The sequence below is a fragment of the Acinetobacter sp. TSRC1-2 genome, assembly GCF_049895885.1.
In the GTDB taxonomy this organism is placed as follows: Bacteria; Pseudomonadota; Gammaproteobacteria; order Pseudomonadales; family Moraxellaceae; genus Acinetobacter.
Genome location: NZ_JAFCTF010000016.1, coordinates 20,855 through 33,942 on the forward strand (window position 1 = coordinate 20,855; position 13,088 = coordinate 33,942).

The window sequence follows — 13,088 nt, forward strand, 5'->3', positions numbered from 1 at the left end:
GTTCGATCCAGATTGGCTTGCAAAGACTCCAGATGAGCCTGTTTGTCTTTAACCCGTTTCATTGCACGATAAAGTAGTACTACTTAAATAATTATTGTTGTGATCGTTGTTATAATAGATAGGTAAATCATTATTATCTCAAAAATCCACCTTACATCAGTCATTTTTTGATCAATATTCAACCACCAAAACCAGGGATATTATTTCTATTTTTATCGGATAAAATTAAGAAAAAATACATTTTTAAAGTTATTAATGATTTAAAAATATTTGTAATTATCTTTTTCATTATCTGTAATCCCAGCTCTTATTGACACTGTTCACTCCAACCAATGCATCCTAGACCAGCTATACAATTCCTGTTATACCAGGTTTTATTTTGATTCCTAGATCAAAAAGGCACATTGCCTTTAATTTCAACATTCTCTCCCGTGAATGGCTGCTTAAATGCCAAATAACTTGCATGTAAAGCCATGCGTTTTAATGGACTTTGATAGGGTTCTGGATGATACAACTTATCGCCAGTGATCGGATGTCCGATATATTGCATATGCACCCGAAGTTGATGCGAACGTCCGGTAATAGGCGTGAGTAATACGCGGGTAATATCTTCAGTTTCAACATAGTCCAAAGCCTGATACAAGGTTTTTGCAGCTTTGCCCAATTCAAAATGCACCATTTGACGTGGACGATTTTCCCAATCTGTAAGCAGTGGAACTTCGACACTTCCCTCGCCCTCAAGTTTGCCTTGTAACAAAGCGATATAGTTTTTCTGTACGGTACGTGCCTGAAACATTTTACTCACCGCGACTTCTGCATCCCGGTGTTTGGCAAACATGAGGATGCCCGAAGTTGCCATATCTAGACGATGAGTGATTTTGGCATGAGGGTATTTTTCCAGGACACGTAAATAGGCACTGTCATGATGCGCAGGCAAACGGCCCGGTACGGACAACAACCCTGCAGGCTTTTCGATTACCACCAGATCTTCATCTTCATAGACAATAGAAAGCGGTTCTTGTGGGGGCATATAAACAAAGTTGTTGTTGATGGGCATGTGCAGACAGTGTTTGGGAGAATGGGCGCAAAATAACAAGCTCAGTCTGGGCTGTCAATCAATGTGTACACCGTATAATTTCAATCCGCAAGATAATAATCAACCGTTGAAACCACACGTACTTTTTTCAAATACGGCGTATTACTGTCCCGGTCTTCAATACTGAACAAGCCCTGATTGGCTGACTTAATTTTACCTAAACTACTTTTAGAATCAGCAGCAAATTTTTCCGCAACACTGCGGGCATTTTCGGTGGCTTGTTCAATCATGGCAGGTTTGATGTCATTGAGTTTGGTAAATAAATATTCAGTTCTTTGTCCAGAATCATCTCCGCCAAAGGCAATGCCTTTTTTACCTAAAATCACTAAGCGACTTTGTGCAGCACGTACCGCATCTATTTTGTGGGTATATACAGTTATGGTTTGATTTGCGGTATAGCGGAGTGCGACATTTTCATTACCGCCATATTGCTGGGCATATTTATCCGTTGTGCTTGGTGAGGCTGTAGTAATTTCCTCGGCAGTAAAACCTTCACTTTTCAAGAATGCCTGAATTTGTTGAGTGTTTATTTCCATGGTGTCGTACAACTGAGTCAGGTCTTGGCTGGCAGAGCTAAAGCGAACGGGCCAAACCGCTACATCAGCTTTCACTTCGCGTTCAGACAAGCCTTTGACCGAAACTATACGTTCATATTGTTTAATTTTCAGTGCACTGCTGCCTAAAATCCAGCCTGCAATAATCATCCCCAAGCAAATGAAAACGCCTAAAATAAGTGCGGGTTTGATCTGATTCATCCGACTAAACTCCTTTTAGTATGACTTAAATTTGATTTTTTCAGTTTTTATATAGAATGCAACATTATGAAAATATTAATTAAAGTATTGTGATAGTCAAACGTTTGACTGTGTGTTTAGGATTTTGCAAGACAGCGGTAAATTTTAACTTTTACCCATAAAATATAAAGCAATTAAAGGAACGAGATTAAACAGTAAAATACCAATTTTATAGATCGCCATTCCTCCATAATGAATTGCATCGAAGGTCGCATCTGACAGATTGAACCATTTTCCATGGACTTGTTTAATCCAGTCACGGGCAAAAATAATGGCCAAAAACCAAATCATTAATATGATGTAATTGATGAGTACTGAGGAAAGCAAAAAACGACACCAAAAATCGAGATTCATATTGATTCTCTACGTGGTAGCTTATGATTTCTAAAATAACAGATTTGATATGCTGAAACGAGTTGCTGATTTGTATCTACATTATTTGGTTTAAAGTCTATTGTAGAGTTATGATTTTTAATTTCTTTTTTATATTTTAATTGTTTTTTATTCGGTAGAAAATTTTTGAGGGTGTTAGGGAAAACATAATGTTTAACTTCAACAATTATAGCTTTGTAAGCGATAACCTTATGCCTATAGATTCGTGATCTATAGCGTCCTAAGCCGAATCGAGACCTTTTGGGTAAGTACTACACTCACGTTATACGCAACTGGTAGCAATCTACTCTTTTCGATCCCCGTCACACCCTTGAGATATAATTTACCAAGTTAGGTTCGGGATTATTTCCCTAAGAAAAGCCAATTTAAATATTTTTTGGAAATTATTTTCTTAATAGGTATTATTTTCGGAATATTTAATCATAAGTATATAAATTATCGATTTTTATTGCATTTTATTTGGGTTTTGAGATAATTTTTACTTTCTTACTTTGCATTTTTTCTATTATCCCATTTGGCAGCTTCATCTGCTTTATTGTTGTATGTTTAGCGATAGATGCACATGAAAATCTGAATGTTCCCCTATGCACGCAAATAACCGTTAAGAATTAAAAAAAGTATTCTGTCCTGCCCCGGCAATATAAACCACCATGCACTGATGGCGACCATACCGCACATTATATTGGCCAATATTTTATTGATTTTGCTGAGCTGGGAATTATAGATTTTTAAGTTAATGAGATAAGCCAGTCCGCCCAATCCACCGCCAAATAACACCAAGACAAAAGGCCAACCTGCAATTAAATGCCTATATTTCGATGCTTTTTCTATTTTCATTATTTCACTGGCGTGTTCCATTTTAATTTTCCCTTCTGCTGTTTTAAATGTACCTTGCCCTTAGATACGAGCACTTTTCTTTAAATAAATGCTCGCAACTCGAGAATATTTATTAAGCAATACTTAAGCCATGAAATTGAGTTCTGCTATTTCACATAAAGGTGATATACATTTTTATTGATATAGGCATTTAAGCCATCGCCATACTGGGCCAGCTGTTTCATGTTTTCGACATGCTGATAACCTGCACTGGCATAACTATAGGTATAAATTTTTGATTTTTTCTTGAATTGAACCCGAATAAATTCATTGCCGATTTCATAGTTGGCAACACCTGAGTCGTGATTAAGGTCAAGATAATGTTCCAAATGAGCAGCCCTGAAAACCATGAATTTCTTGTTTTATATGGGGCTAGATTGATCGTTTTTCAAACAAAAATAGCGAATAAACACCAATGCTGAAGTAATAAAAAAGCCCTATTGAGTAATAGGGCTTTTATTCAAAACAGAGGGTAACTGTTTTTATATGTGCTGCTTAGGCAATTTTGTTGTTAAATATATTGCCAAGGCATTTGGTACACGGGGGTAAACGATCTGTACCAATTTCTAAGTAAGTGCGTTTTCCGCACTGAACACAAAAATAGAAGCCTGTTCCGGGTTTTTCGCCAGCAGTAACCATTTTTGTTCTCCATGGGTTTTAGAAATGGTAGAACCAGTATATCCCTATTATGATGAATGTCTATTGTCCATTTCGACAGGTGATGGTGGCGTTTGGGCGAAGTATAATTTAGATAAAAAATTTACTTACTCCCCTTTAAAAATTATCTTTAATGTTTAACTCGTCAACATCAGGTAGCACAGTAAATCAATGGTATTACATTCGCATCTTTGGCAGCATGAGCAAATGAAGACAATATCCATAAGAACTGAATAATATGCCCCTTAACAAACTCACCTTTTTTTATCTTTTCAAACTCAGCTTTAATCTTACTTTTAGAAATAAATGAACAAGCTAAAATGCACTTTCGATGAAGCTTATGGCTCTTTAATAAATATTCGACATCTGAACCAAAATCTGCTCCTTCTTTACGAATACGATTAATCTCAGTTTGAACTCCAGGATTTCCATGACTATCCTTACCACTTTTATAGAAACTAGTAAAAGTTGAAGTATGCTTTTTATTTATCTGATCTTTTGAAAAATGCATATTTCCAAGATTTTTTATACCTTGACCAATTACATCATGTAATTTACTTGCTGAATTTGTTGTTTTATTTAAATGCTTTGAATGAATAAAATTAATACTAAAATCATTTAAGTTTAAAGTTATATGATCTGCCCACTCATCACCTAAATCATCACAAAAAATATAATCATCGCTTTCAAAAATCTGCTCTATGAAACCAAACATCGAATTTTGATCAAATGATTCCTGTGTACTTCTAAAAGTGCCTTTTTCTGAAATAATTTTTTCGATATTTTTTTGAGGTTCCAACATTTCAAGAATACTATCTACTTCTGAAATGCCTGATGTATCTTCAAAACAACTATCCATAAAATACATAAATTTAGGATCATCAAAAGTAACACTAAACAAGCCTTTACGATTAATATAGGTCATCAAATTTTCTAATTTATTATTTTCCTCAATTTTTACTTTTCTTAATAAACTTTGAGTAAATAATGAAATTGTACTTTTATTCACTCTTATTTTTGAACTATTCTCAAAACCAACAATTCTTAAATCAGAGTTAATTTCAAATACTTCTTCCAAATATCTGAGTAAATTAGATTGAAACCTATCTGAAATATTTATTAATTTCTTGGATTTCTTTTTCTTAATACCAATGAACTCTACTCTCTCTAACTCATATTTAAGTTTCAAATTTCCACTTAAAACCCCATCACTAATTTGTCCTATATCAATAAGTAACGAAGATGGTCTTGAGTTTAAAATAACCTCCTTTAATTGCACTTTTTTCGCAAACAAACTTAAAAAATCATTTTGAGTGGATGTTTCTAATAATTGAATTTGATAATTGGCCCAATCAACAATATCATCAACTGATTCCCTAACTGAAGACTCGACCAGTCTTCCTGTGCTGGAAATTGATTTAATATTTCCTCCATCTCTTACTTTAATATGTGAGGGAATTGAACGACCAACAGCATGAGTTGGCAATGTTCCCTTAAGATTTGATGCTTCAAAAGAACGATTACGTACTGCTTTATCAGATACTGTCATATTCCTTAATGACATTTTTTGAAATTCAACATTCTTTCCTAATAATTTACTTAAATCTTGAGTTTGAATTAACTCAAATTTATCTTTTAGTATTTGCGAAAAATTAGAACAACTCTTACTTAATACGACTAAATAATCATTTAATTCAATCAATACAATAAAAGCATAAATCCTATCTTCAATAGAATCATCATTGAGAAAAAAAACTCGCTTAACTGTTGGAAAAACTTTTATTGTGATCTGATATTCAATATTCTCAACCGTTACTTTAACATCACGATATACATCAATTATAGCTTCTGAATTGATCTCTTGATTAGAGCTAGCTTCATTTAAAATATTGGAAATAATATCGTCGTCTAGATCATTATTAGTCTTATAAAACTGTACATTCTTCGTTAACTCTAATCTTTCAGGCATGAATCCCCCAATTCAAAAATGAATAAAAAACACCCTAAAATATAGGGTGTTTTTTAAACAATATCAAATACTTTTAGAACAAATTTTAAGCCACTTGCCCTTCTAAAAAGTCCTGTGCAAAGCGCTGCAACACACCACCCGCTTCATACACATGTACTTCTTCTTCGGTATCCAAACGACAGGTTACAGGCACTTCAGTAATCTGACTCTTGCCATCTTCTGTGGCACGTTCAATCACTAAAGTTAAGGTTGAACGCGGTGCGATATTACCAATCACGCTATACAGCTCAGTACCATCCAGCTTCAAGGTTTTACGGTCTGTACCCGGTTTAAACTCAAGCGGCAATACGCCCATACCGACCAGATTGGTACGGTGAATACGCTCAAAACCTTCAGCAACAATCGCTTCCACACCGGCAAGACGCACACCTTTCGCTGCCCAGTCACGGCTAGAACCCTGACCATAATCCTTGCCTGCAATTACAATCAAAGGCTGTTTACGGTTCATGTAGGTTTCAATCGCTTCCCACATACGCATCACTTCGCCTTCTGGCTCTACACGCGCTTTCGAACCTTGCTTAATGGTGCCGTCCGAACGAACCACCATTTCGTTATACAACTTCGGATTCGCCAGTGTCGCACGTTGCGTAGTCAGGTGATCACCACGATGAGTGGCATAAGAGTTAAAATCTTCTTCAGGCACACCCATTTTTTTCAGGTATTCGCCTGAAGCACTGTCTAATACAATCGCATTCGATGGAGACAAGTGGTCAGTGGTAATGTTATCGCCCAGAATCGCCAGCGGACGCATATTTGTAAGTGTACGCGGTGCAGCCAAAGCCCCTTCCCAATATGGCGGACGGCGGATATAGGTACTTTGCGGACGCCAGTCATACAGCGGACTTACCGATTTTTCTCGCTCGCCCAAATCAAACATCGGAATATACACTTGACGGAACTGTTCAGGCTTCACTGACTTTTGCACCAAAGCATCAATTTCAGCATCTGATGGCCAGATGTCTTTTAAGTAAATTGGATTACCGTCTTTATCGTTGCCCAGTGAATCTTTTTCGATGTCAAAACGAATCGTACCGGCAATTGCATAAGCAACCACTAAAGGCGGAGATGCCAAGAATGCCTGTTTTGCATAAGGATGGATACGACCATCAAAGTTACGGTTACCCGATAACACCGCAGTTGCATATAGGTCACGGTCAATAATTTCTTGCTGAATTTTAGGGTCTAACGCACCAGACATGCCGTTACAGGTGGTGCAGGCATAGGCCACAATACCAAAGCCGAGTTTTTCTAAATCGTGCAATACACCCGCTTCTTCAAGGTAAAGTGCTGCCGTTTTAGAACCCGGTGCAAAAGATGATTTCACCCAAGGTTTACGGGTTAAACCCAGTTCGTTTGCCTTACGTGCAAGCAAACCTGCTGCCACGGTGTTACGCGGGTTTGATGTATTGGTACAAGACGTGATTGCAGCAATAATAATCGCGCCATCTGGCATTAAACCATCGGTACGCTGTTCAACCACACCGGCAATGCCTCTTTCTTTAAGATCACTGGTAGATACACGCGCATGTGGATTTGATGGGCCTGCGATATTACGGGTTACAGTCGACAAGTCGAAACGTAACACACGTGGATATTCCGCCTGTTTCATCTCGGATGACCAAAGACCAATTTCTTTGGCATAGGCTTCAACCAGTTTCACTTGCTCGGCTTCACGACCGGTTAAGGTCAAATAATCGATGGTGTTCTGGTCAATGTAGAACATGGCAGCCGTTGCGCCATATTCAGGGGTCATATTGGAAATCGTGGCACGATCACCGACCGACATGCTGTCTGCACCTTCACCAAAGAATTCCAGATAAGCCCCAACCACACGCTCTTTACGCAAAAATTCAGTTAAGGCCAGCACGATATCGGTTGCTGTGATACCTGCTTGACGCTGCCCCACAAGCTCGACACCAATAATATCTGGAAGACGCATCCACGATGCACGGCCCAGCATCACATTTTCAGCTTCCAAGCCACCTACGCCAATTGAAATTACGCCTAAAGCATCGGTATGTGGCGTATGCGAGTCAGTCCCTACACAAGTGTCTGGATATGCCACGCCATCACGGTTTTGAATCACCGGAGACATTTTCTCCAGGTTGATCTGGTGCATGATGCCGTTGCCCGCAGGAATCACGTCGACATTTTCAAAGGCTGTTTTGGTCCATTCAATGAAGTGGAACCGGTCTTCATTACGGCGGTCTTCAATGGCACGGTTTTTATCAAATGCATCAGGATCGGAACCTCCATATTCTACTGCCAATGAGTGATCGACGATGAGCTGGGTTGGCACCACCGGATTGACTTTAGATGGGTCGCCCCCCTGGTCGGCAATCGCATCACGTAAGCCCGCCAAGTCGACCAGTGCGGTCTGACCCAAGATGTCATGACAGACTACACGTGCCGGATACCAGGGAAAATCCTGATCTTGTTTGCGTTGAATAAGTTCTTTTAATGACTGCTCTAAAATGGTTGGGTCACAACGGCGTACCAACTGTTCTGCAAGTACTTTAGAGGTATAAGGAAGTTTGGCATATGCGCCTGGCTGGATATCTTCTACGGCTTGGCGCACGTCAAAATATTCGAGCTGGGTGCCTTGCAGTGGTTTACGGTAGTTGTTGTTCATAGCTTACCTGCCTCTTGAATCATTTTTTTTACTGCGTAATTGTTGTTGACTAGTCACAATCGTTCATTAGCATTGTACGCTGTGAAAAAGCCATTTCCCAAATCATATATATTTCAAAAACTTAAGTATAAAATTGATGGTTTAGAAATATTTAGTTGCATAAAATTTAGAATATTTGCCCTAAATGTGCTTTTTTTTGCAAAATAGCGGAAAATACAGCTAATTCTTTAGTATTAGATCCAGTATTGGTGGGTAATAAATGAGCAATCTAGCTTTCTCCTTATACACGCTAAACGGTGTGGATGCACAAAAATTCCTTCAAGGTCAAGTGACTTTAAATACCGAAGCCTTAGCAGAAAACTGCACCCGTTATACCGCTATCTGCAGTTTAAAAGGTCGCATTCAGTTTGGTTTATGGCTCAAAAAAATTAATCCGGAAAGTTTTGAAATTGTTGTGACTGCCGATCAAGCCGAAGAGTTTGCCAAGCATATTAAAAAGTTTGGTGCATTTTCCAAAATGAAACTGGAACGAGTCGGTCAAGTGTTCCCTACTCTAGATGGCGATAGCACTAATTTTTCTGCGACTGAAACTGATATTGCAGTATGGCAACTTCAAGCCATTGAAGCCGGTCAAGCTTGGATTGAAGCAGCAACAGCGCATGAATTCCAACCGCAAGAGCTGCGTTTACACCAACGTGAAGGCGTGCATTACGACAAGGGCTGTTATATTGGTCAGGAAATCATTGCGCGCCTGTGGTTTAAAGCCAAACCGAAAAGCTGGTTACACTTGGTTCAAGGCACGGGTGTATCCCCCGCTTTGGCAACAAAGTTAAATAATGATGTCGAAGTGGTGAATAGCATTGCTATTGATGGCGGTTATAAAGCTTTAGTGGTCGCTAAACCTGCGGCACTTGAAGAACTAGGCTTAGCCGTTTTAGATTTACCAGAAGCTTTAAAAGGCGATGTGGCGCGTCCGCAATAATATCCAAGTTTACTAACCCCATTAAAAAAGCCTCCCGAATCGGAGGCTTTTTAAAATCATAAATTAAAATCGTGAAAAAGTTTGTTCATGTCTTTAATGACATACTCTTTAAAATGGAATGCACGAGCATGTTTTGCATCAATACGTGCCGTTTTTCCCTCATGTTCAAAGATATAAACACGGTCTTCTTTGCTCACCAAAAAGTTTTTGCCCAGTCTTATTAACAATGCATCAAATTTGTCTTCATCCAGAATGCTTTCATCCAGATTAATCTGATCATATGCCCGTTTAATAGCTTTGATGAACATTTATATACTCACAATTTTATTCAGCCGCGATTTAAACAAACATTGACTAAAAAGCAAAGTGATGTTGATTTCTTGACGCCTTTTTATGTCATGAAATTTCGCTTTAAGTAAAATTTTAATGACATAAAAACAATTCACGTTAAAACAAAAAGCGCTTAAGGCGGATTTAAGCTATTCATTATTTATTTAAGCACTTATTATGCAAATATCAACAAAATTTTATTGCAATACACAAATCATATATTTACATTCACATAATTAAACTTATGATGTTGTATTGAGTCTTCCCCATACATTCTTAAACACATAAATGGAATTATGTGATTGTTTATAAAAAGGTTATAAAATTATGAAAAAAATTATACTTGCCAGCATCATCGCCCTGTCTTCACATCTTGCAATGGCAGAAATGGCAACAAACTCTGTTGATCCTGCATTTGCTAAAATTGAAACATTGGTCAAAGCCAATAATATGAAGGATGCTTACCAAGAACTGGAAAAATTGGCTAAAGCAGGTAACGCTCAAGCAATTTATAACTTAGGCTATCTGACTCAAACCGGTCAAGGTACAGCCAAAGATGAGAAAAAAGCCATTAAGCTTTATGAAGAGTCTGCAAGCAAAGGCTACCCTGTTGCCAACTATGTATTGGGTAAAAATTACATGGGGGGAACTTTAGGTCTTAAACAAGATACTAAAAAAGCCAAACAGTATTTAGAAAAAGCATCTGCCCAAGGTTTTGCTGATGCGACTGTCGATTTAGCAGTTTTACTTTTTGCTGAAGGTACACCGGCTTCAGAAAAATTGGCATTGCAAAAATTAGATCCTTTAATTAAAAAAGATAACTATCAAGCGATTCATGCCAAAGCGTTATACGACATTAGTTTGGGTTTTAAAACTAAAAATGAAGCACCCATTAAACAAGGTTTAAAAAGTATTCAAGACTTGGCGCAAAAAGGCTATATTCCCGCCTTGATGGCCGTGGGTAATATGTTTGCAAATGGCAAAATCGTTCCGCAAAATCTGCCTGAAGCGAAAAAGATTTTCTCTGCGCTAGCAAAAGAAAATATACCGCAAGCCAAAGAATCTTTGGCAGTAGTGGACAAAATGATGGCTGAACAAGCAAAAACTCCTGCAAAGGCTGAAAAGAAAAGCTAAGTTTTCCCCATAAAAAAGCCCCTAAGTTAGGGGCTTTTTTATTGCCGTCATCATCACTTACCACCAAATTGCAATTAGACCACTCAGCAGCATAAAACCCAATATTGTACTTAACATTAAAGCGCTGAGTGCTTTATCACCCAGTCCATAGTTCTGCCCCAGAATACCGAACGCAATCGGCATGGGTAACGCAGCAAGCAATGTGCCGGCATACAGCATTTCCTGACTGACATTCGGCAAAATACTCAATAAGACAAAGATAGTTAGTGGCATCAGTACAATTTTAATTAGCACCAAAGTCATGCTTTGTAAATCTACAGCTTTTAAACTCATTCCCACCAGGCTGCCGCCAATGACAAATAAAGCAATCGGAGATGCCGTTTTGCCTAACATTTCCAAAGCCTGAACCACATATGAGGGAAGATGAATATTTAAAAGCACACACAACATGCCAAACACGATCGACAGAATGACCGGATTTTTAATGACATTATATAAGGTCTGCTTGAGCAACTGAGATTTCGCCCGATGTTGATGAATACCTGCTTCGGCAATAATCAGGGTCAAAGTCATAATCAGTAGATTTTCAATAATCAGGGTCAAGGAAAGATAAATTGCTGCATGCTGTCCAATCAACATCATGAGTATGGCGGTACCAATAAACCCGGTATTGGACATGGATGCGCCCATAGACAATACGCCAGATTCGGTCAAACGACATTGAAAATATTGACGGTACAACACAAATGCAAATGCAAAAACAATCAGTGATCCCCCGCCATAAGCGAGGAAATAACTGGGATGCCAAATTTCATTGAAACGCTTACTGGCTAAGGCTTGCAATAAAAATGCCGGCAAGGATATTTTAAAAACAAACTGGCTTAGACCTTTGATATGCTCGGCTAAAATAAATTCGAATTTTACGCAGATAAATCCCAATAGAAGCAGCAGGCAAATCGGTAAAATCACACTTAAAACCACAACTGCTCCTTGTCGTTAGATCAACTTAATTCAACTCAATCACTGCAATTTAAACCATTCAATTTTAGTTCTGAAAAGGTTTAAACAGTGATTTCAAACCATGCGGCTGACAGCGCAAATATTGCGGTGAAATTTCAATATGTGCATCCAATGTCGCAGCAGCATGCCAAGGCCAACGAGGATCGTAAAGCATGGCACGTGCAAGACCAATGGCATCCGCTTGTCCTGTTTGTAAAATATATTCAGCTTGCTGCGCTTCAGTAATCAGCCCTACTGCAATGACCGGAATATGAACCACTTTCTTTACTGCTTCAGCAAAAGGCACCTGATAATTGGCACCAATTTGAATTTCCTGCTTTGCATGCAGTCCACCACTGGATACGTGAATATAAACTGCCCCCAACTGCTCTAAAGCTTTGGATAAACCGACCGAAGACTCAATATTCCAACTGTCTTGTCCATCGATCCAGTCGGTCGCTGAAATACGTACCCCGACTGGATAATCTGCAAGTACTGCATTTTTTATGGCTTGCAGTACTTCAAGCGTCAAGCGAATCCGGTTTTCAAAACTGCCACCATATTCGTCATCCCGGGTATTGGAGAGTGGTGACATAAACTGGTGCAGCAAATAACCATGCGCTGCATGTATCTCAATTATATCAAAACCTGCATCCACGGCGCGTACGGCTGCATCAGCAAAGTCCTGAATCACTTTCTGGATTTCATCTTTACTCAGCGCATGCGGTGGGTAATCAGTTGGGTTAAATGGCAAATCACTGGCAGAAACAGTTTGCCAGCCATGTGCTTGTTCCGGCTTAAATTGGTCTTTTCCAGCCCAGGGTTTATCAGTAGATGCTTTACGGCCTGCATGCGCCAATTGAATACCAAAAGGCATAGGAGATAAAGATTTTACTTTAGCCAACAGCGCTTTTATTTGAGCACGTTGCAAATCATTCCAAAGCCCTAAATCTGCATAACTGATCCGTCCTTCAGGCTGAACCGCAGTGGCTTCAATAATGCATAAACCTGCACCCGACAAGGCATAGTTCGCCCATTGCTGTTCGTGCCAATACGTCACTTCCCCTTGTTCAGTTGCTGAATACTGACACATGGGTGCAATCACGATTTTATTGTTAAGTTTTAATGTTCCAAACTGAATATTTTCAAATAATAAAGCCACACTT

13 protein-coding genes are annotated in these 13,088 nt (G+C 38.7%); 2 read left to right on the forward strand and 11 right to left on the reverse strand.

Going from position 1 to position 13,088, the window contains the following annotated elements; all coding sequences use genetic code 11:
• Nucleotides 1–391: 391 nt before the first annotated feature.
• The 8 genes from ACP69Y_RS14805 to acnD all read right to left on the reverse strand — a co-directional run bounded on the left by ACP69Y_RS14805 (nt 392) and on the right by acnD (nt 8,477).
• Entirely contained in the window at nt 392–1,057 is a 666-nt protein-coding gene (locus ACP69Y_RS14805) for an RluA family pseudouridine synthase (protein WP_425919208.1), read from the reverse strand.
• A gap of 80 nt (nt 1,058–1,137) precedes the next feature.
• Nucleotides 1,138–1,851, reverse strand: a complete 714-nt coding sequence (locus tag ACP69Y_RS14810; RefSeq protein WP_425919210.1) for an SIMPL domain-containing protein — start codon at nt 1,849–1,851, stop codon at nt 1,138–1,140.
• A 144-nt stretch (nt 1,852–1,995) separates the two neighbouring features.
• Nucleotides 1,996–2,244, reverse strand: coding sequence for a DUF6868 family protein (locus ACP69Y_RS14815; RefSeq protein ID WP_425919212.1), 249 nt, complete (start codon nt 2,242–2,244; stop codon nt 1,996–1,998).
• A 621-nt stretch (nt 2,245–2,865) separates the two neighbouring features.
• Entirely contained in the window at nt 2,866–3,141 is a 276-nt protein-coding gene (locus tag ACP69Y_RS14820) for a hypothetical protein (protein ID WP_425919214.1), read from the reverse strand.
• Between the two features lie 125 nt (nt 3,142–3,266).
• On the reverse strand, nt 3,267–3,488 hold the full coding sequence (locus ACP69Y_RS14825; protein WP_067865056.1) for a hypothetical protein: 222 nt from the start codon (nt 3,486–3,488) through the stop codon (nt 3,267–3,269).
• A gap of 166 nt (nt 3,489–3,654) precedes the next feature.
• Nucleotides 3,655–3,798: a zinc ribbon-containing protein gene (locus ACP69Y_RS14830; protein ID WP_081408354.1), complete on the reverse strand. Its 144-nt coding sequence runs from the start codon at nt 3,796–3,798 to the stop codon at nt 3,655–3,657.
• A gap of 169 nt (nt 3,799–3,967) precedes the next feature.
• Nucleotides 3,968–5,785, reverse strand: coding sequence for a hypothetical protein (locus tag ACP69Y_RS14835; RefSeq protein ID WP_425919216.1), 1,818 nt, complete (start codon nt 5,783–5,785; stop codon nt 3,968–3,970).
• A gap of 85 nt (nt 5,786–5,870) precedes the next feature.
• Nucleotides 5,871–8,477 carry a Fe/S-dependent 2-methylisocitrate dehydratase AcnD gene (gene acnD, locus ACP69Y_RS14840; RefSeq protein ID WP_425919218.1) on the reverse strand — a complete coding sequence of 869 codons (2,607 nt, stop codon included), beginning with the start codon at nt 8,475–8,477 and terminating at the stop codon, nt 5,871–5,873.
• Between the two features lie 259 nt (nt 8,478–8,736).
• On the opposite strand from acnD, the gene ACP69Y_RS14845 reads away from it, so the two are divergent.
• Complete coding sequence (locus ACP69Y_RS14845) at nt 8,737–9,459, forward strand: YgfZ/GcvT domain-containing protein (RefSeq protein ID WP_425919220.1); 723 nt, start codon at nt 8,737–8,739, stop codon at nt 9,457–9,459.
• Between the two features lie 56 nt (nt 9,460–9,515).
• Here ACP69Y_RS14845 and ACP69Y_RS14850 read toward each other — a convergent pair whose 3' ends face one another.
• Entirely contained in the window at nt 9,516–9,767 is a 252-nt protein-coding gene (locus ACP69Y_RS14850) for a hypothetical protein (protein WP_425919222.1), read from the reverse strand.
• 349 nt (nt 9,768–10,116) lie between these two features.
• On the opposite strand from ACP69Y_RS14850, the gene ACP69Y_RS14855 reads away from it, so the two are divergent.
• Nucleotides 10,117–10,923, forward strand: a complete 807-nt coding sequence (locus ACP69Y_RS14855; protein ID WP_425919224.1) for a tetratricopeptide repeat protein — start codon at nt 10,117–10,119, stop codon at nt 10,921–10,923.
• Between the two features lie 57 nt (nt 10,924–10,980).
• On the opposite strand, the gene ACP69Y_RS14860 is transcribed toward ACP69Y_RS14855, so the two are convergent.
• Together ACP69Y_RS14860 and ACP69Y_RS14865 are read right to left on the reverse strand one after the other, a co-directional pair.
• Nucleotides 10,981–11,904: an AEC family transporter gene (locus tag ACP69Y_RS14860; RefSeq protein ID WP_425919226.1), complete on the reverse strand. Its 924-nt coding sequence runs from the start codon at nt 11,902–11,904 to the stop codon at nt 10,981–10,983.
• A 64-nt stretch (nt 11,905–11,968) separates the two neighbouring features.
• Nucleotides 11,969–13,084 carry an NADH:flavin oxidoreductase/NADH oxidase gene (locus tag ACP69Y_RS14865; RefSeq protein WP_425919228.1) on the reverse strand — a complete coding sequence of 372 codons (1,116 nt, stop codon included), beginning with the start codon at nt 13,082–13,084 and terminating at the stop codon, nt 11,969–11,971.
• Between the last annotated feature and the right edge of the window lie 4 nt (nt 13,085–13,088).

Excerpts from the sequence above, each read along its gene's own strand:
- ACP69Y_RS14805 (WP_425919208.1), bottom strand. The coding sequence starts at position 1,057 with ATGCCCATCAACAACAACTTTGTTTATATGCCCCCACAAGAACCGCTT.
- ACP69Y_RS14810 (WP_425919210.1), bottom strand. The coding sequence starts at position 1,851 with ATGAATCAGATCAAACCCGCACTTATTTTAGGCGTTTTCATTTGCTTG.
- ACP69Y_RS14815 (WP_425919212.1), bottom strand. The coding sequence starts at position 2,244 with ATGAATCTCGATTTTTGGTGTCGTTTTTTGCTTTCCTCAGTACTCATC.
- ACP69Y_RS14820 (WP_425919214.1), bottom strand. The coding sequence starts at position 3,141 with ATGGAACACGCCAGTGAAATAATGAAAATAGAAAAAGCATCGAAATAT.
- ACP69Y_RS14830 (WP_081408354.1), bottom strand. The coding sequence starts at position 3,798 with ATGGTTACTGCTGGCGAAAAACCCGGAACAGGCTTCTATTTTTGTGTT.
- ACP69Y_RS14835 (WP_425919216.1), bottom strand. The coding sequence starts at position 5,785 with ATGCCTGAAAGATTAGAGTTAACGAAGAATGTACAGTTTTATAAGACT.
- acnD (WP_425919218.1), bottom strand. The coding sequence starts at position 8,477 with ATGAACAACAACTACCGTAAACCACTGCAAGGCACCCAGCTCGAATAT.
- ACP69Y_RS14845 (WP_425919220.1), top strand. The coding sequence starts at position 8,737 with ATGAGCAATCTAGCTTTCTCCTTATACACGCTAAACGGTGTGGATGCA.
- ACP69Y_RS14850 (WP_425919222.1), bottom strand. The coding sequence starts at position 9,767 with ATGTTCATCAAAGCTATTAAACGGGCATATGATCAGATTAATCTGGAT.
- ACP69Y_RS14855 (WP_425919224.1), top strand. The coding sequence starts at position 10,117 with ATGAAAAAAATTATACTTGCCAGCATCATCGCCCTGTCTTCACATCTT.